9 protein-coding genes are annotated in these 21,444 nt (G+C 45.5%); 2 read left to right on the top strand and 7 right to left on the bottom strand.

Going from position 1 to position 21,444, the window contains the following annotated elements; translation table 11 throughout:
- Positions 1-13 precede the first annotated feature (13 nt).
- The 7 genes from EYA81_RS09285 to EYA81_RS09255 form a co-directional block, all read right to left on the bottom strand.
- A complete protein-coding gene (locus EYA81_RS09285) occupies positions 14-1,162 on the bottom strand; it encodes a SusE domain-containing protein (RefSeq protein WP_131225661.1) in 1,149 nt (382 codons plus the stop codon).
- Between the two features lie 33 nt (positions 1,163-1,195).
- On the bottom strand, positions 1,196-2,806 hold the full coding sequence (locus tag EYA81_RS09280; RefSeq protein WP_117964346.1) for a RagB/SusD family nutrient uptake outer membrane protein: 1,611 nt from the start codon (positions 2,804-2,806) through the stop codon (positions 1,196-1,198).
- 15 nt (positions 2,807-2,821) lie between these two features.
- On the bottom strand, positions 2,822-5,998 hold the full coding sequence (locus EYA81_RS09275; RefSeq protein ID WP_131225660.1) for a TonB-dependent receptor: 3,177 nt from the start codon (positions 5,996-5,998) through the stop codon (positions 2,822-2,824).
- 142 nt (positions 5,999-6,140) lie between these two features.
- Positions 6,141-7,604: a glycoside hydrolase family 125 protein gene (locus EYA81_RS09270; RefSeq protein WP_005824841.1), complete on the bottom strand. Its 1,464-nt coding sequence runs from the start codon at positions 7,602-7,604 to the stop codon at positions 6,141-6,143.
- A 19-nt stretch (positions 7,605-7,623) separates the two neighbouring features.
- Positions 7,624-8,853, bottom strand: a complete 1,230-nt coding sequence (locus EYA81_RS09265; RefSeq protein WP_119962009.1) for a glycoside hydrolase family 76 protein — start codon at positions 8,851-8,853, stop codon at positions 7,624-7,626.
- Positions 8,854-9,078: 225 nt separating this feature from the next.
- Positions 9,079-11,145 (bottom strand): beta-L-arabinofuranosidase domain-containing protein, encoded by a 2,067-nt coding sequence (locus EYA81_RS09260; protein ID WP_005824835.1) that lies wholly within the window; start codon positions 11,143-11,145, stop codon positions 9,079-9,081.
- A 147-nt stretch (positions 11,146-11,292) separates the two neighbouring features.
- Positions 11,293-14,922, bottom strand: coding sequence for a glycoside hydrolase family 38 C-terminal domain-containing protein (locus EYA81_RS09255; RefSeq protein WP_131225659.1), 3,630 nt, complete (start codon positions 14,920-14,922; stop codon positions 11,293-11,295).
- Between the two features lie 331 nt (positions 14,923-15,253).
- Here EYA81_RS09255 and EYA81_RS09250 point away from each other — a divergent pair, with 331 nt between their 5' ends.
- Positions 15,254-17,203, top strand: a complete 1,950-nt coding sequence (locus EYA81_RS09250; protein ID WP_098031903.1) for a glycoside hydrolase family 97 protein — start codon at positions 15,254-15,256, stop codon at positions 17,201-17,203.
- 160 nt (positions 17,204-17,363) lie between these two features.
- Positions 17,364-21,431, top strand: coding sequence for a hybrid sensor histidine kinase/response regulator transcription factor (locus EYA81_RS09245; protein WP_131225658.1), 4,068 nt, complete (start codon positions 17,364-17,366; stop codon positions 21,429-21,431).
- Positions 21,432-21,444 lie beyond the last annotated feature (13 nt).

Here is a 21,444-nt window from a genome sequence, read left to right as displayed (position 1 = left end):
ATCTCTCCTTAAATTAGTTGACCAATTCCACTTTATGAGTATAGTTCTCCACATTGAATATCACACTAATCTTGGTGATGGCACCCGGATTGTGGCCATCGGCCGCACCATCGAATTCATTGTTCAGTTTCCACTTCTGATCCCATTGGTTATCAGGAGTCTCCATAATGTAGAAATAAGGATCTTCGGGAGTAGCCGCACCAGGATTAGAGTCTGTAGTATTCTTGGTTCCCCAATACTGTATACTACCATCAGCATAAGTCATCAAGAACTTATAGCGTTGGTCGCGCCCCCATCCTTCTTGCTTGAACTCAATTTTATCCTGACCGCAGAACACACCGTTTCCAACATAAGGCAATTCAAAAGTTGCGGCACCACTCGGGCAGAAGTAGAATTCCATCTTACTTACTTCCCTGACGGTTACAGATGCAATGGAGAAATCCATCTCAATGCGATAAACTCCCGTCTTTTCTACGGTTGTCTCGCCTTCGCCTTCCATAATCTTATTGCCATTGATATAAAACACCTTGGCACCTTCGGCTGCTCTATCTACCAGTTTGTAAGTCTTTCCGCCTTCCAACTTCGTAAAGACTTCGAACTTATCCTTTTCGGGTGAAGCACACGCCACGGCCTTAGAAGCATCCATACCACCTTCAGTAGCACTTCCGGTCAAGTAAAGCTGTGCCGGAATCTCTTCAAATCCCACCAAGCGAGTGATGGTGAGCTTCTTGCTTTCCTTTGCCATTACAGAATTCAAACCTCTGGAAGCCATTACTGTCCAAACAAGTGTACCCGTCTCACCACTGTTCAATCCGGCAGCCGCACCAACCTTGTTCAATGTCTTGTGGCTGATGGTAGCATAGCTCAAAGAACCGCCATTGTCAGAAAGCACTTTGTAAATAGGCTTAGAAAAATCTCCACCTTCTTTATCGAATACCACTTCATAAAGAGGGGCACCGCTATCTTCAGCCTTGGCCGACTCCCATTCAAAGAACAGGCTGGCGCTGGCCGACGATTGCAAGACTACTTCCTTGCCGTCAGTGGGTTCATACAACTGATTTACTGAGGAAACTTTGGAATCCTTGTATTCCATGTCTTCCGTACAAGACGTAGCAAAGAGGACTGCCGAAAAAAGAGCTATTGTTGAGAATATTGTTTTCATTGTTCTATTGTTTTTAATGAGTTTAGATACACGTTAATTTCCATATCCCGGATTGTTAGGCGCCAGATTGGGATTCAAATTGATTTCACTGATAGGAACTGCCCAAAGGTAATCTCTTGCCTCTTCGAACTTGCGAGTGTCAAGCTTATTCTCGTCCACGAAGCTTGCACCGCGCACCTTGCCCGACAAGTATTCGTTGCCAGCCTTCCAACGCTTAATATCATACCAGCGCAAACCTTCCATCGCCATTTCTACACGACGTTCGTCGCGAATAATCTGCCTCATCTCTTCCTTACTCTTTCCGGCAGGAAAGTTCAAGGCTGCATCGGCAGTGAATCCGGCACGTTCGCGGATGGGACGGATAGTCTTGTTCCATACCGCTTCAGTCATACCGCTTGTTTCGTGAACAGCCTCAGCATACATCAGCAAGATGTCAGCATAACGCATAGTGATGATATTCATACCGGAATTCTGATCACCGGAAGCCTGCGGATTATAATACTTACGAGTGAAATAACCGGTAGAAGTGCCGTTTCCACCACCATCGTAGGCATCGGTTCCCGAACCCGGACGAATGTTGATGACTACGTCTTTACTGCCATCGTCCACATTGCCACTCCAATCATAGCCATCATAAATGATAGTAGCGGTGAGACGTGGGTCACGGTTATCGTAAGGATAAGCAGGGTTATAATCTGTCCCGGCTTCACTGATAGTCTTTCCACTAAGCATCAGATAAGTGTCTACCAACGATTGCTGCGGCACACGGTTCACGGCACGTCCGCCTCTTGACAAAGGAATCATGTCTACCATCTCACCCCAAGTAATCAAATTGGGTACATAAGAACGATCCATGATAATCTCTTCATTATACTCATTGGCTTCATCAAAAAGCCCGGCATAATCAGGAAATAAAGCATAAGTACCATATTCGCCTTGTTTGTTCATCAGATTGTCGCAATAAAGCATCACATTGTTCCAGTCGCTATCCATCAAGTAGACACGAGCCTGCAAAGCACAAACGGCACCTTTAGTAATTTTGCCCTTGTCTTCTTCGGGCAATTGGTCGCGAGTGGGAAGCGCATCCTTGATGTCTTCCAATTCTTGGTGAATGAAGCTGATAATGGTTTCGCGGTCTGTACGACTTACACTCCGCGATTCTTCCAGCGTGATGTCCTCCGTAAAGAAAGGTACTGCACCATAAAGGTTAGTCAGACGGAAGTAGAGGCTTGCACGGATATAGCGTATCTCGGCAATCATACGTGCTTTAACAGATGCGTCCATGTTGGGTACCAGATCCACCTTTTCAAGGAACACGTGGCAGGTCTTTATACCTCCGTAAAGGTCTTTCCATTCATTCTTGAAGATGTCGAGCGAGGGAGTGGCCATACCTTTGCGAATGGCACGTTGGTCGTCCACACTGCGACCGTCGTAAGCATTGTCACTCAAACTTTCATCGCTCCACATACGGCCTGCATTGTACATCTGGCTGTAAGCCATGTTCACCACATACTGGGCTTTGGTGGTGGAAGTCCAATAAGAGTTATCCGTAAATTTGTTTGTCGGTGCGTTCTCCATCTCGTTGCAACTGCAAAGCATCAGAACAGCCATTCCGGCAAAAGCTATATATTTTTTTAGTTTCATAGTTATCTGTTGTTTTTAGAATTCAATGTCTATACCGAAACCATAGTAACGGAGCGTCGGATAGTTTCTACCAGAATTGGCGCCACTATTACCCATCTTAGAGTCGAACTCAGAAGATTCAGGGTCAATAAACGAGTTATTACTGAAAGTCAGCAAGTTTTGTCCGTTGACATAGATACGTGCCTTTTCCATGCCCACCTTGCGGCTCCATGTTTTGGGGAATGTGTAACCAATCTGCAAGTTCTTCAGACGCAGGTATTTTCCATCCATCAAGAATAGGTCGGAACCTTGTCCGCTTCCGTAGTTGTTTCTGTTGGAAGTAGAACCCGGGGCAGTAAGTCTCGGCCAACGTGCATCGGTGTTGGTAGGAGTCCAGAAATCCAGTTGATGCTTATAGATATTATAAGAGTAATTGGCGTGGAACGGTTCAATCAATTCACCACGAAGCATCATGTCACGCTTGCCCACACCCTGCCAGAACATACCGAAATCGAATCCTTTCCATTCTACATTGTAGTTGAAACCGAAAGTAAGACGAGGGAAGGCATTACCCAAGATAAACTTATCCTTCGAGTCGATGACACCATCTTCGTTACGGTCTACAAACTTCACATCACCCGGCTGTACCTTTCCACCTACAGGAATAGCCGATGCCTCAATCTCCTCGTAGCTTTGGAAAAAGCCGTCCATCTTGTAACCGTAGTAAGACTCCAACGGACATCCTTCACGGGTGATACGGCTCAACTCCTCTATTTGTGAGATTCTTTCGTGACCAGGGTACTTCAGCACTTCATTCCAAGAGTCACCAAGATTGAAGTTGAAGTTATGATTTGCGGCTCCCGTTTTCAAACGATAGTTGATAGAGAGGTCCCAACCTTGATTCTGCATCTCACCAATGTTGTCCATCGCCATATCCGTACCGAATACCGAAGGCACAAGGGGCTTCATTAAAATGTCGCTCGTACGCTTGTAGAAATAGTCGAACGTCACATTCAAAGCGTTATTGAAGAACGAAGCGTCTACACCCACGTTGAAGGTTTTGGTCTTTTCCCAAGTCAAATTATCCTTACCTAACTTAAAACCTGCGCCCGATACTGTCTGGTTGTTGTATGCGTAAGAGTTGTTGTACAGTTCGTAAACAGTAAAACGGTCATAAGTACCAATAGACTGGTTACCCAAGATACCAAAAGAAGTACGCAGTTTCAAGTCACCCACACGTTCCTTGTAAGCCTGCATAAAGTTCTCCTCGCTCAAACGCCAGCCTAATGAAACAGAAGGGAAGAAACCCCATCGGTAGTCTTTATGAAACTTGGAAGAAGCGTCATAACGGAAGCTGAATTCTGTATAATATCTGTCAGCGTAAGAATACCCCACACGTCCCAACAGAGAAGTCAGACTGGTACGGTTGGATTCATCTACAAATGTTTTTCCTGTGATGTTTCCCACAGTACTATTGGTAATGTCTGTACCGATACCCAAGTCGGGATCTACCCCCTTCTTCTCAATCTCATTGCTAGACGAAGTAAACGATTCATTGGTTACTCCAAAAAGCCCGCTGACATTGTGTTTACCGAATGTCTTGTTGTAATCCAACAAAAGTTGGCTATTAATAAGGTAAGCCGTATGATTCCAGTTACTGGTCCGATAGTCAGTATCTTTCACTGGACGTGGTTCGGTAGCCTCTTCATTCAAGTAATAGGATACGCCCAAATTGCGGGTAGAACGCATGTCGTTTATCACATCCGCACCCAACACTCCACGCAACTTCAATCCGTCAATAAGCCGGAATTCAGCATTGACATTAGCGTTCAGATAATTGTTACGATACTTGTTACGGCCACCAGCTTCCAATGCTCCCAATGGGTTAAATTCAGTCAATACATCATTTAACAAATATCTTCCATCTTCCGATTTCATTTTGTAATAATAATAAGTAGGTACACGGGCGGCATCCACTTCCAAACTCCCACCGGTGGTACTTACACTATTATTACGTGTATAAGCCAAAATAGCATTCAGTTTCAAACGTCCCACTTCCGTGCTAACATTGGTACGAAAATTATAACGCTGCACGCCAAAATCACTGTTGCCCACATAATTACTTTCCTGGTCATAATAACCCATGGACACCATGTAAGTAGTTTTATCACTACCTCCAGATACGCTTAGATTGTAATTCTGCTGTAAGGCTGTGCGGACTATCTGATCAAAAAACCAGCTTTCTTCATTTTGATGGGCAGCCAGGTCACGGATTTGATCGGGTGTATACAAAGGAGCCTCTCCAGCATTGGTGGCAGCTAAATTGCGCAAAGTAGCGTTCTGATAGCCTTTCACCGGAGAAAACAAGATATCCGGATTCTGCCATCCCATCATACCACTTAACCGAACTGTCGCACGCTGGTTCTTCTTACCTTTCTTAGTAGTAACCAAAACTACACCATTGGAAGAACGTGAACCATAAATAGCAGCTGTACCGGCATCTTTCAAGATGGAAATGTTCTCAATATCATTGGGATTCAATTTATCGAAACTACCGCCATCAGCTACCAATCCGTCTATGACAAAAAGCGGACTATTGTCATTCACAGTGCTGATACCACGAATATTAAAGTTAGTCTTACGATCATTAGGATTGCTACTGCGCTGCTGGATAACCACGTTGGGCGCAGCCCCTTGCAAAGCATCTGTCATGTTAGCCACGGGACGGTCTTCGATCATGGAAGCCTTTATCTGGTCTACAGCACCTACGGCACTCTTGCGGGTAGTAGTACCATAACCGATGACAATAACTTCATCCAGCACCTTGGTATCCTCCTTTAAGACAACATTCAATTGTTTTTGATTTTTCACAGCAATTTCCTGAGTGGCATATCCCACATAGGAAAAGACGAGAACATCTTGGGCACTACAAACAATGGAATAGTTTCCGTCCACATCTGTAATGGTACCCACACCTTCTTTACCCTTAACAGTAACACTCACTCCAATCAGGCTTTCACCTGTGGCATCCTTAACGGAACCTCTCACCGTGGCATTGTTTTGCTGCACCACAGTAATAGTCTCCGCATGTGCATAAACCGCAGGAGCCTGCGCCAGCATAGTCACAGCAGGCAAGGCAATAAGCCAGAACTTATAGTTCCCACCTATCCGAGCCAGCAATGAATTTACTGTGTACACTCGATTCTTTTTCATATTCTTTAAGATTAAACATTATAATAAATCACGATAAAAAAAGGAAAAGAACACAAATAATACCAACGAACAACCAATTCATGCAATTTGTATCCTAATCCTCCTTCCAGCGCACTTTATTGATTTTAAATAATTCCTGTTTTTACAAGCTGTTCAGCAAATCCACTTTACCCTCGTTCACTAATTTCAAGATCAATTCTCCAAACAGCGTATTCTGCCAAGCAAACCATGCACGGGTAAAGTTAGTGGGGTCATCCTTGTGGAAAGACTCGTGCATGAATCCCGTACCGGCATCCGTATCCATCAGCATTTTGATACAAATCTTTATCTCCTCATCATTCTGGCTGGTGAATGCCTTCATCATGATACTCATAGGCCATACCATATCATAACCAATGTGCGGACCTCCGATACCTTCACCGGCTTTACCTTTAAAAAAGTAAGGGTTGCTGCCACTCCACACAAAGCGGCGTGTATTCTGATAGATAGGATCGTTTACGTCCACATCACCCAAATAAGGCATAGCAAGAAGGCTGGGTACATTGGCATCGTCCATTAACAGATGATTGCCGAATCCATCTACTTCAAATGCATAGATTGTCCCAAACTCAGGATGATTGTAAGTGGCATATTTCTTCAGGGCTGCCTCCACTTCGGCTGCCAAATCGGTGCATTCTTTGGCCAAGGATGTTTCCTTGTTTACTTCCGTCAGAATTTCAGCAGCCTTTCTCAGAGAAGAGACAGCGAAAAAGTTGGAAGGGACCAGGTACTGAAGCGTAGTGGCATCGTCCGATGGGCGGAAAGCGGAAACAATCAGTCCCACCGGTTTGACCGGAGCACCCAAGCCGTCGTTATTCAGCGTATCCAGAGCACGTTCCGTCTTACGTTGGAAACGGTAAGGGCCTACACCGTCCTTACGCTGCTGTTCCTTGAAAGTCTTCAGGATAGCAGTAATTGCCTTCATCCATTCACCGTCGAAGATACTGCTGTCACCAGTTACTTTCCAATACTGGTAAGCCAGACGAAGCGGGTAACAAAGAGAGTCTATCTCCCATTTGCGCTCGTGCAGTTCGGGCTTCATATCTGTCAAGTCAGTCATCCAGTTGCCACCCGTAGGTCCGTCGTTGAAAGCATTGGCGTACGGATCAATGTTGATGCAAAGGAACTGACGGCGAATGACACCTTCGAGCATCTCTTTCAATTGCGCATCATTGTTGGCTAACTGCACATATGGCCACACCTGCGCACCGGAGTCACGCAGCCACATAGCATGGATGTCACCGGTATAAACAAAAGTATCGGGTTTACCGTCCAGCATGCGAAAGTGTACAGTAGTGTCAAGCGTATTAGGAAAGCAATTCTCAAACATCCACGCCAACTTAGGATTGGTAAGCAGTTTCTTCACGCGAACAATCTCAGCTTCCACCGCTTTTGAGGTGAAAAGGCGTTTCTTCATTTTTGGACGATTGCTCTTGTAAGCAGCAGTCATCTGAGCATAGTTCTCCACACAAGTGTTGTCACCTTTCAGGATAAAAGTGTCTGCCTTAGCATAGCCTTGCATACAGAGCATGGCAACAGCGCACAAGGTAATGTTTCTCTTTTTCATTTGGTCTGATTCGTTTTAATTATAAAGACTGATTAGCGAACACGGCCAAACGCGCGTACATCTCTACCATGGCGGCTTGTGTCAGCAGCCATTTACGATTGTCGCGGCTCTTGCCGGTGAAATCAGTATTGAAAAGGCCGTTATCTTCACGGGCATGCGTCCAAGCATAGTCCAGACTGCGGGCAAAGGAATCAAGATAAACCTTGTTACCGTCCACCTGATAGAGTTCCATAAAACCACGCAACATAACGGCGGTGAACCACACATCACCCTTCTTCAGCATATGGAACGGTTCTCCCTGTCCGGGGGTGAATTCCATGAAGAAATAATTATGACAAGCAGCAGCAATCGCTTGCGCATCCTTCAGATACTGCCCATTACCGGTAAGCTGATAGAGCAAAGCAGCCGACTGCATCATCTGACCGCTGTTATAGGCAAATTTGGCACGTCCTATCTCACCGTCCAAACGCATGTTGTCGAAGTAAAGGCAGTCTGTTGTGTCCTGCAATGTTGCTTTAGTCCACTCGTACAAACTCTTCCCTTTCTCAAAATAGGAGCTGTCTTGCGTAGCCTTGAAAAGTTTCAGGGCAAAGACGGAACCAGGGGCGTTGGAACAAGTGTTCTTTGATTCCTTCTTCTGTTCGCACCAATAGATACCTCCTCCCAAACAATCGTCCATACCGCTTTCTATAAACTTCCAGATAAGCTTGGCGCTCTGCAGATAGTTCTCTTGGCTAGTCATCAGATAGACGTCTGTGAAGTCAATGCCGAGCCACACGTTGTCATCGTAAAAGCGGTCGGACAACGGAGCGTCCTTGATGTAAGAAGCATACGCTTCGGGCATACGACGAGTATCGAAATATTCAGCAAGTCCCGGAAGCACTTTCTCATCAAGCAACTTCTGATAGTTCCCGAAATCTTTCTTGTTATCTTTAGTGGCCTCCATCAACGCATTCACTGCGGAGAAGGTACCGGAATAAGGCCACAAATAAGAGTAGAGATTGGGACGGTTCTTTTGTTCCTCGGAAGCCAGATAAGTAGCGGTATAGCCTTCCACGTCCGAAGGATAATTCTCACGCAACAGACAAGTGCCCGGTGCGGAATAGTGAGCATATAAGGAATCAAGTGTTTGTGTAGATCTGACCAGCATTGCGTTATCTGCCACAGCCGGTTCTTTCTGTGTCTTGCATCCGGTTACTGCCAAGGCGCATGCCAATAGGCAGAGGAGTGCTTTCTTGGAATTTTTCATCTTTTTTCTACGGCATTAAATTGTTCGACTTGTTTTTCACTCCGTTGCAGGAGTCTTCTTTTATATAATATATAAACCCTATTAAAAACGATTGCAAAAATAGACAGTAAGGTTAAAAGCCAACTATAAATCCGTGACATAACCGTCCACATTCCGGACATGGCAGAATTCTAAAACAAGTTTGTCACAAAACAGACACACCGTTTCCCCCATACTTCGGAAACATCATTTCCCAACAACTGGAAATTCTGAAATACGCAGGGTTGTACAACCGTAGGGTATCAGCGTGATTTCTTGCTCTCCTCCTTCGGCACTGCCACAGAAAGAGAAAGGCTGGGGCCCTGCCATTTCATTATATACTGTCCAAGTAGGGATAAGACGAGCCTTCATCTTTATTTCAACCGGTGCATTTTCCTGATTCCAAGGAAAGTCCAATTGCTGTTTTTGGCTATTGATACTTACTTGGGCCACCTCGTTCATTCTGTTACGGTCAAAATCCACCAATCCGTAGTTCCATGGATCCGAAGAAGTCACCTGATAATAATAAGAACCATACCAACTATCCTTAAACTCTTTCTTTTCCCAATTTTCTTCCATTTTCAGGGCATATACCAACGGACCTCTTTCAATAGATACTGCGTTTTCATACCAAGTGCTAGTAAAGACCTCCATGGGCAGATACAGTTCAATCTTATCATTCCGCTTCCATATACGGTCTACGATAGCTATTTTCCCACCTTTGACAGTTTGCTCCATCTTTCCATTTACCCGTATTTCAGCTTGCTTGCACCACTTCGGAACACGCAGGTGAAATGGAAATTTCACTTGTTTCACCTTATTTCTCACCTCTTTAATGGTAAAAGTTATCTGATGATCCATCGGATAGTAAGTATCTTCACTGATAACCACCGGTACATTATCACCCACATTGGCTGTTACTTCCGACGGAGAATAGACAATGGCTGCAATGCCGTTATCAGGTGTGGCATACCATAGGTGCTGTGTAAATTTTGGCCAACCTTGGTGCATATTCGAAAAACAACATGGGTATCCAGTCAGAGTGCCAAAAGCAAGGTCTGTTCCTTCATGATCCTGGTCGAAGTTGCGACGATGGCGTGTTACCATCACCTGATTCGGTTGCTGGAAATATTGCTTAGTCATAAAGTCATCGGATATTTGGGCTGGTAAAGCATTAAAAGCAATGCGTTCCAAATGGTCGGCAAAGTCTATGTCTCCTGTAATCTCCACCATTTTTTCCAGCGAGTACATCAACTCTACGGCCGAACACAACTCCGAGCCTTGTGTAGGATTGTTTCCATGCAAAGCCTCATCGCCTCCATACATGCCTTGCGGCTGTCCGTGGAACCGGCGAATATCTCGAAAGCCTTCCTTGACAGCATCAATATATTTCCGGTCGGTATCTTGCTGATAATAAATAATCGGTTCTTTGATGCCTTGTGCCAAATTAACACAGTGTATAGTGCAGGGTCTGCGCAAGTCTCCCCTATCTACCATATCTATGAAACTGAAACTCTGCCGGTGCAGCAAATGCCCCAATTCAAGCAAAAAATCCTCCCCCGTAAGATTATAAAGCCAATATACAGCTTGCAAATTGTCACAAGCACGGAATTCTGCCCAACTGCTCCAGTGTCCTAAAGGTTTTTGCGGCAAGGTATTCAGTTGATAACGGAAATATTTTGTCATAAAAGCGACGACTCTCTTATCGTTCGTTGCCGAATAATACTGCTGTAGGATTTTCAGCACGACCATACGCGGCCACCAGTCTTGCGAGTTATCACGTTGCAGTCCAGGCTCTCCCGGATAATCTTTTTCAGGACCGAAGAATCCGTCCTCACGCTGGCTCTGCAAAGCCCATTCTATCCAAGGTTGCACTTTGGCTTTCAAGACATCATCATCCAGTATATACGCCAAAGGAAGTAGACCGTCTATCCAGTATGGACCGCGTTCCCACTGGTCTCCATCACCACCTAACCAACCATTGCGTTTGCCCATAACCGAAGGGTAAAGAACATCCATCTGACCACTGGCGCCATTTTTCTGACGAACCAGCATTTCGTGCAACCAGCCTTTAGGTTTGATACTGCCTAAAGGAAGTTCCATTAAGGGCTTACGGAGTAGAGGATAGCGATTATTCTTGTAGTTTCCTTCTACTACCTGGCTCAAAAGAGCATCCACTTGTTTCTCCGCCTCAGGCGTAAACCACTTTTGAGCAGATATTGTAAAGAGATTAGCAGCTAATAAACATACAACAGCAAATATTTTAATTTTCATTTTTCAAGGTATTTGTTATTTCCAATAAATTTACTTCAATAGAGTTGTTAACTTACTCACATTAAGCACTTACACCTGAGAATCATCAGATCCTTGTGTCTGTGGTGACAGACACAAGGATCTGAAAAATGGGAATATAATAACTGTTTATTCGTATACTTCCATTTCATAAATGCGCACATCTTTACCAGAAGCCGATTGCATGGGCTGTGTCACTAAAAGACGCAGGTAGCGAACACTTTCAGACTTATTTAGCGTGCGATTCAGTACATTCTTACCATTACCAGAAACATAGTCCAGTGTGCGCCATTCACCATTCTTGTCGCTCTTACCTTGCAGAAAGCAGGAGGAAGTGACGTAGGAATGGTTTTCGCCGGCAGCGTTCAGTAACTTCCAGCCATTAATGCTTCTTTCACCGCCCAAATCAAAGTCTACGTAGTGGGGCATTTCAGCAATAGCACACCACTTTGTGTTTTCGTCGCCATCTACCATGAAAGCCGGCTTCTCTTTCTCGTTCACATAGCTTGAATAGCCCATTACCATGTCCTGCTTCAGAATGTTCACTCTCTCTGTGGAGCTTTCCGTCTGATAGCGATTGCACTTGTTTGCCGTACGGAACAGTTCGGAAGCGGGACAAACAGAAGTAGCAGCAACATCAGTCAAAGTGGCGGCAAAAATAACAATATCCTTATTATCGGGCAATACCACCTCAGTAGCCTTTTCTGGCAGGTCTATTGCGAACTTAAACATGTAAGTGAACTCATACGGCTGATCGCCTTCACCGGAATGGCGGTGCGTACCCACATAGGCAACTTCAGCATCTTTCAGATAACCTTCCGTATGTCCGGTGTGCCCCCACTGACCGATGAAGCCAGTATAAGAAGGAACAATGACTTCCTGCACATACTTGCCTACGCGGAATATCCCCTTCACATCTTTATCAGAAGCGGCAGCAGCAAGGATATAGAGTCTGTTATAAGTACAGTCGGCGGGCAGTTTCAGTACATTGCCCTTGCAAGCCATACCATTCAGCTCTTCACGTGTCTCCAATTTGAAAGGCACTCCATGCACATTCATCTCGGCAGGTATCAATTCAGCAGCATAAGAATAACCAGACTCAAAGTTGGCAGCAGCCTTGAACTCGTTCCAACTGAAGCACTTCTTATCATAAACAAGGGGCAATGGTTCGGCCACCGTCTGCACCTTTTTATTGGAAGCAAAACGTACCTTGTAGGTCTTAATGCTGTTTGGATTGACTGACACTTCCAAGCGATTTCCACTGAATGTAGCCTTACCGATGGTCTTTTCCGTACCATCTGCTTCTACAGCAGCCACAAGGTTGTCGGCAAAGACAATCGAGGCTTTCTGCGCCTGCTTGCCTGCGGCTTCATACACGCGTACCACATATTCATCTGAACTTTCGGCTTTCTTTAAGGCTTTAATAAGTACATTCCGGTTATCGGAAAAAGCCAATGAATAGCTCTTACCTAATTCGCCGCGATGCTTTCCAACAACGAACGCCTTGATGCGCTGGTTCAGCAACTCAGCATTCTCGCGGGTTTGAACTACGTCCAAAGCGCCCACATGACCTACCAAGCTGTAAGTAAAGGTATGGTGACCGAAGTCCTGACGATCTTGATAAGCATAGTTCTTTTTTGTCTTCGGAGTGTGCAGCAAAGTGAGACGCAAGGTATTGTTATCAGGCTTGTCCCAGCCATATTTGCTGTCGTTCATGATGGAAACGCCATAAGAGCCGTTAGCGTCCGTCAAATCTGCCCAATATTGAGCGTATACTTCGTAAGCGGTCAAGATGTTGTTTCCTCTCTGCACGCTGCCTACGCCCAAGTCGTAAGTGCCCACCTCATTATTCAAATTGAGGGGAAACTCAGCCTTCAACAGAGCGTTGGTAGACTGCCAGTCCACTTCGTTAGTAAAGTCAATGCGGTGGGCCAATACACCTTCATACAAATGGATGTACTGGCGGAAAAAAGAATCATCGTGACGTTTCTCCACGCAGAGAGTCTTACGTAATGCACCGTTTTCGCAAAGAGTCACTTTCACATCCTCGGTGATGGAAATAGGAGTGGCGTCCACAGTCTCTTTCAATATCTCCCATGCCGGCCATTCGAATGACTTGTTTTCAGTGAAGAGGGCTAAACGAATAGCCTTACCAGCCTTTACCAATTCCTTGTTGTTTCTCTTGTCGAACAGTGAAGTAATGTCACCGTTCTCATTCAATGTCAGTTTGTAGAACGAATTTTCAACACTTGCAGCTTCAACAGCAGACATCTCTTTTCCTTCGCCGGAGAGGCGGACATCGTAAACTGCGTATCCATTGGCGGGTACAGTGGCTTCTACTAACAAGCGGACCTTTCCATCAGTATATGAAACCAACTGAGAAACCACCAACTTGCCTTGTTCGTTATATACAGCCACACTTTTGGGAAAACGGGAAGCCTCCACTTCGATGGTCACCACATCTGCAGCCTTGAAGCCCGAAGCGTTATAGAGCACTACGGGAATCCCCTTGACACGAGTATCAAGCTTGCCTGCCACACTTCCCACAGAATGAGTCAGGATACCGGAGAACTGTTTCAGAGAGAGAAGTTCATCGTTCCAAGAAAATTCATAGGCACGGGGAATGCTGGTACCAGTCAAATCATCGTGGAATTGGTGGAATATGAAGCGCTGCCAAGACTCCGTCAGGCTCTTACCAGGATATTCGGCAACCCCCAAAAGGGCAGCAGCCACAGAAGCACGTTCAGCGGCATCACCCAAAAGTTCATTTTGACGATTATAGAGTTTCATAGCAGCCTGTGAAGTGTAGCAGCCGGTTCCATGAACGTCCATCAGCAATTCACCGTCAAATACGGGGAGCTCGGGATGGCTGCCATAAGGCTGGTAATCCTTGAACAACTGGTCACTGGCTGCACTGATAATCTTCAACGGACCGTCTCCCTTGATACCTTTCTCCACGGAAGCCACAGAAGCGATGGTAGGTGAACCGCCCACATCACCTGTTCCATAGTAGCGGTAAACGGTATTCAGGGGAGTGCATTTGGAGAGTTCCATCAAATATTTATTTTCTGAAAGGTCTTCATTATCCCAACGACGACCGTAATCATATCCGTGAGCCAGCATGACGGACGCTCCATCCACTCCTTTCCACAGTCCGATGGTAAAGGGATGCTTGCTCTTACCGTAGAAAGGATTGTTACGCCAATCCAGCTTCTGTGAAGAGAAACCTATCAGTCCACAATGGGCAGCAACAGTAGGCAATGTCCAACCGAATCCGAAGCAATCGGGAAGGAAGATGTCGGTACTTTCTACCCCCAGCTCCTTACGATAGAACTCCTGCCCCAGCATAATGTTGCGAATAAACGATTCAACAGACGGCACCAAAGTGTCGGTAGCATCCCAACTGGCCCCACTCACATGCCATCGACCTGCCTTTACAAAAGCCTTCATCAGTTCGTATTCACGAGGATAATATTCCTTCATCCAAGCATATTTCACTCCACCTTCAAAATTAAAGATATAGTCGGGGTACTGGTTCAAAAGGAAAAGGTTCTGATTCAAGGTATTCCAAACATAATCCTTAATAGTAGTCTGAATGTCCCAGTTCCACTGCGTGTCCAAGTGGGCATCTGCCACCATGTACGCTTTTGCTTTCTTCGGTGCAACGGTCTGAGCCGATAATTGTCCTCCTGCAACGGCCAACATCACGGCTCCCGCTATCAGATGGGTCTTCCCCATCAGTATTCGTCTCTTTTTCATGGTTTTGTTATTATTGTTTTTTCGTAAAAGATAATGTCAATTCGATATAAACCACCGCATTCTTTGTTATAAATGTGCTGCCTCCTCTAGCCGCAAACCGCTCTTTCACCTTCTCTCTTTAGCCTCCATCCGGCAACAATAGTTTTCTGACATGTGGAATGTTGGTAACAAAAATAGCCCATCCTTCACTCTCATACTGTACAGATTCGCGACATAGATATGTAAAAAGTCGTCTGTGGCATGATTTTATATATTTATGTCATAAATAGCATACATTTCCTACAGAATACAAACTACTTTTGTATATTGTAAAAATCCAAAAGCTAAGAACATGAAAAAACAATTCCTACTCTCGGCAGTTCTCTGCCTCTCACTGACCGCTTTCGGACAGAAAGTACATCAACTGGCCTCACCCAGCGGAAACATCCGCATCTCAGTGGAGCTGACCGATCAAATCCAATATGATGTAACCCAAGGAAATCAAACACTGATGGACAACTGTGTCATTGGTCTGGAAACTGCCAACCACCAGCTGGGCATCCATCCTAAACTAAACAAAGTAGTACGCCAAAATGTAAACGAGGAACTGACTCCCATCGTACCCCTGAAATTCTCTACTATAACCAACCGCTACAACCAATTGCTACTGAAGTTTAAAGGAGGCTATTCAGTAGAGTTCCGTGCCTTTGATGACGGATTCGCCTACCGCTTCCTTACTGACCTGAAAGGCGAGCAAGAAATAATGAATGAAATCCTCCGCCTGAACTTTGTGGATGATTGCCTGCTACATCTTCAGCAACCTGACGGCTTTAAGACTTCCTATGAAGAAGAATATCGCCACCAAACAAGCAGCGAGTGGAAAAACTCCAATCGCATGGCTCTGCTTCCCCTTTTAGCCAGCACACCCAAAGGTGACAAAATCCTCATGAGTGAAACCAATCTGACAGACTATCCCGCCATGTTTCTGAAAAACGATGGACAAGGCGGCATTACCGCCGTCTTCCCCCGTCTGCCTCTTGAATTCGGAGAAGACGGTGACCGCAGTCTCAAGATTCTGAAAGAAGCCAACTGCATAGCCCGTACCGCAGGCAAGCGCAGTTATCCATGGCGTTACTTCGTCATTACCGACGATGACCGCAAACTTATAGAAAACACTCTATCCTATCGCCTCGCTGAAAAGAATGTCATAGAAAACACCTCTTGGATTAAACCAGGACTAGCCAGCTGGGAATGGTGGAACGGAGCCACACCCTACGGCCCCGACGTGGACTTCAAAGCAGGTTGCAACCTTGACACCTACAAATACTTCATCGACTTCGCATCCCACTACGGCGTAGAATATATAGTAATGGACGAAGGCTGGGCCATGAACACCCGCAACCCCTATAAACCCAATCCCTCGGTAGACATACACGAACTCATCCGCTACGGCAAAGAAAAAAACGTAGGCATTGTGTTATGGCTCACTTGGCTTACGGTAGAAAACCACTTTGACCTATTCGAAACTTTCGAAAAGTGGGGTGTGAAAGGCGTAAAGATAGATTTCATGGATCGTAGCGACCAATGGATGGTAAACTTCTATGAACGCGTAGCACATGAAGCCGCCAAACACCATCTCTTCGTTGACTTTCACGGTGCTTTCAAACCTGCCGGATTAGAATACAAATACCCAAACGTACTCTCCTACGAAGGCGTAAGAGGTATGGAGCAAATGGGCGGATGCCGTCCCGACAACAGTGTCTATTTCCCCTTCATACGCAACGCAGTAGGAGCCATGGACTATACTCCCGGCGCCATGCTTAGCATGCAGCCTGAAGTCTACCATTCCGAACGTCCCAATTCTGCCAGCATCGGCACACGTGCCTATCAGATGGCACTCTTTGTTCTTTTTGAAACCGGCCTGCAGATGATGGCAGACAATCCTACCCTCTATTATCGCAACGACGAGTGTACACGTTTCATCACCCAAGTACCCCAAACATGGGACGAAACCATCGCTCTCGAAGCCAAAGCAGGAGAATATGCCATCGTGGCCAAACGCAAAGGAGAACAATGGTATATAGGAGGCATGACCAACAACCGCGAACGTGAACGGGTCTTTAACATCTCCCTTGATTTCCTGCAAGAAGGAAAAAATTATCTCATGACCTCTTTTGAAGACGGCATCAACGCTGACCACCAAGCCATGGACTACCGCAAGCAAGAACAATCCTTGAAGAAAGGCGACCATATCACAGTCCGTTTGGCACGCAACGGTGGATTCGCTGCGGTCATTCGCTAATCATATCCATACCTATCTGCTCCGTACAAATACATTTCTAAGGATACGGAGCAGATACAAAGCAAACTGTAAGCCTACAACTAAAGAAATATATTGCAAATATTGACTGTTTCCACCTTAAAATATATCTTTGCAACTCAAAATCAATACAACAAGCCACATGAAAGACATATACTGGAAAGGCCATACGATTTTATTGCTTATCAGCCTCTTATGCTGTTTTCCGGATTTTGTGTACGCTTACAGCCTACGGCAATTCTCCAATAAAAACGGTCTTTCCAATAGTGCCATCCAATCCCTTTACCAAGATAGCCAAGGTGTACTATGGATAGGAACATGCGACGGACTGAACGTGTTTGACGGCAACAATATCCACCTATATACGCCCGTTGATGTGTCACGCAACCTATTGTCAGGCAACATTATCAGCCAGATCGTAGAATCAGAGCCAGGCATACTGTGGTTACAAACCAACTACGGGTTAGACAGATTGGATACATACCGACAGACCTGCCGGACCTTTACCGAATTCAAGGACAACATCTTCTTGGCACGAAGCAACAACAAGTGCATGTTAGTGCTGAAAGATGACGGAAATCTGTATCACTACCAACAAGAGAACCAGAAATTTCTCCAGTTAAACATCTCTTCCATGGATTTTAATAAAGTACTGTCCATGACCATTGATTCCAACAACCTGCTTTGGATATTCGCAACTGGAAACAACACTCGTTGCTATCGTCTGAACCACACGGGAAAAAGCGTGACACTGATTCCGGAAAAGCCATTTGGACATCACGGCTTGAAGCATGCCTTCATCGGAGAAGATTCAGCCTACTTCATTGATGAAACCTATGCCCTCTACGAATATAGTTTCAGCAACCGACAGTGTTACTACATTGCCGACCTGAAAGACGAAATAGAAAAACGAGGTGAAGTATCTTCCATCATCAAACGAGAAAATGACTTCTGTATCGGTTTCAAAAGCAGCGGCTTGATAGTACTGAAATATGAAGCAAACCAAAAGATTAAATACCGTATAGAATACACTGAAATACAGTCGGGTATCTTCTGTCTGATGAAAGACAAATTTCAAGATATCGTATGGGTAGCTACCGACGGAGAAGGGTTATACATGCTTTACAATGACACATTCACCATGACCAACACCCTGCTCAACACTCCCGCATATCAGGTGAACAACCCGGTACGCAGCCTTTACCTCGACCCACAGCAAACCTTATGGATAGGAACCAAAGGCAGTGGCATATTGCGTATACCGAATTATCTTGTCAACAATACACCCGAAAAACATGATCGTCTCATCACCGGTAACAGCACATTGACCGACAACTCCGTCTACTGTTTTGCACCCGGTGGAAAAGACCGACTTTGGATAGGTACGGAAAACGGAATCAATTATTATTCCTACTCTACCCACCAATTGAAAGAACTGGCGGTACAAGCCAATGGAACCAAAGTGAAATATGTGCACTCCATTGATCAAACCAATGACAGTACACTTTGGATTTCCACCGTGGGCGAAGGAATCGTAAAGGTGACACTAGAAAATCAGAGAAAAGATCCTATTGTGAAGCATGCTACACGGACTTTGGTGAGTAACGGACATATGGCATCAAACTATTTTTTCACCTCCTACCGTGAAAGCAGCTCTACGCTGTGGTTCGGGAACAGAGGGCTCGGAGCCTACCGCATTGATGTACGTACTGGAGAAATGGCACAGTTCCGCTTCAACAACTTGGTAAACAGCCAAACCGCCAACGATGTGTTCGCCATACACAAAAACGAGCAAGGCTACTGGCTGGGCACTGGATCAGGGCTTCTCCGCTTCTACTCAAACGAAGACGGAAACCCAGACAGCATCAGTGCAAAGCTCTACACCAACAGCACCGTACATGGTATCTTGGAGGACAACCGAGGCAATCTCTGGGTGAGTACCAATCAAGGATTAATGAGACTCAATCCCCAAGAACAGACCAAGCAGACCTACAACAACGGAAACGGACTGGCCGTGACCGAATTTAGTGATGGAGCCTTCTACAAAGACAATGCTACGGGAATCCTTTTCTTTGGAGGTGTAAACGGCTTCGTCACCGTGAAGCCCGATTCTTACATCACCACGGACTATATGCCCGAAATCAGCCTGAAAGGACTTTCCATCTTCGGTAAGGAATACAACCTGCATGACTTTTTACATTACAAAGACGGGAAGCCCGTGCTACAACTGGACTACAAACACAACTTCTTCCAGCTCAACTTCCGGATAACAGACTACATTAACGGAAACGACTATTTCTACTCCTATAAACTAAAGGAAGCAAGCGACCAATGGATAGAAAACGGAGTTTCACCCAATGCCATCTTCTCCAACCTTTCCCCCGGAGAATATACTCTGTTTGTGAAATACCGCAACAACATCAACGGTAAAGAAAGCCATCCGCAAGCCTTCACCATTTACATCGCTCCTCCCTGGTATCTCAGTACCTGGGCCTATGTGGGCTACTTTTTGTTAGGGTTACTATTATGTACAGGCATAGTCGCCTATGCATTCTATACCTACCGCCTGAAGCGGCAGCACATGATGAAGAAAATGGAACGACAGAAAAAAGAGGAAGTCTATGAATCAAAACTACGCTTCTTCACCAACATCACCCACGAGTTTTGCACCCCCCTCACCCTGATTCAGGGACCGTGCGAGAAGATACTCACCCACAAGGAGACAGATATCTACACGCACCGCTACGCCAAGATGATTCAGCAAAATGTGGAAAAGCTGAATGGTCTCATTGTGGAATTGCTGGAGTTCAGAAGACTGGAAACGGAAAACAAAATGCTCTCCATACAGCCGCAACCTGTTTCCGAAAAGTTAAGGGACATCGCCGAATCCTTCGGTGACATGGCGGAAAACAGAGAAATGAACTACTGCCTTGACATAGCCCCCGAACTGACATGGAACACCGACCTGAGCTGCTTCAACAAAATAGCCGGAAACCTCATATCCAACGCTTTCAAGTACACACCCGACAAGGGGAACATCAGCGTAACATTGTACACGAAAAACGAACGTCTTATTTTGAAGATAGCCAATACCGGCAAAGGCATCACACCGGAAAATCTCGGAAAGATATTCGACCGCTATAAGATTCTCGACTCCGTGGAGATGAACGGCAAAAACTCAAGAAACGGACTGGGGTTGGCCATCTGCAAAAACATGGTGACCCTGTTGGAAGGAGACATAAACATCGAAAGCACACCGGGCGAACTGACCACCTTCACTGTAAGCCTTCCCTCGCTCCCCCCAAACGGACAAGAAGTACCGCAAACTGCATACGAAGCGGCTTCTCCAAGCATTCCCACCGAAGAAGTGCAAGAATTGCCCGAAAAATACACCCAAGAATTCGACGCAAACAAGCAGACGGTCATGGTGATAGATGATGACCCTTCCATGCTGTGGTTCGTATCCGAAATATTCACAGAGAAATACAACGTACTCTCTTTCAATAATGCCCAAAAGGCATTAGACAGCCTGGAGCAACGACAGCCAGATCTCATCATCTCAGACGTGATGATGCCCGATATAGATGGGTTATCCTTCACCTTCACCATCAAGCAACACAAGCTGTGGAGCCATATTCCCCTAATCCTGCTCTCAGCACTGCATCACGAAGACGACCAAGTAAAAGGACTGGAATCGGGGGCGGATGCCTATGTCACCAAGCCTTTCAATGTGAAATATTTGGAAAAGATGGTCTATCATCTCATCCGCCGCGAAGAAAACCTGAAGGAATATTATAGTTCGGCACTCAGCACCTTTACCTGGAAAGAAGGAAGCTGCTTGCACAAAGAAGAACAAGAATTCTTAGAGAAAATGACAGAAGTCATTGAAAAGAACTTAGCCAATCCAGACCTGCAAGTAGAACTTTTGAGTAAGGAAATGGGCTACAGCAGCCGGCAGTTCTACCGCAAACTGAAACCACTTACTGACAAATCGCCTGCCGACATCATCAAAGAATACCGCCTCTCCACGGCGGAACGCTTGTTAGTCTCCAGCAACTTCACCATCGAAGAGCTGATGGACCGCACGGGATTCACCAACCGAAGCACTTTCTATAAAGCTTTTTCACAACGTTACGGAATGCCACCCCGTCAATACTGCGAACAGCAAAAGAAGAACGTGAAGGAAGGACAGGAAATCACTAATACTTAATCATCTTATACCA

Source organism: Bacteroides sp. A1C1, assembly GCF_004328515.1.
Taxonomy (GTDB): domain Bacteria; phylum Bacteroidota; class Bacteroidia; order Bacteroidales; family Bacteroidaceae; genus Bacteroides; species Bacteroides uniformis.
The sequence above is the reverse complement of the archived record's forward strand: the minus strand, read 5'-3'. Positions and strand labels throughout refer to the sequence as shown.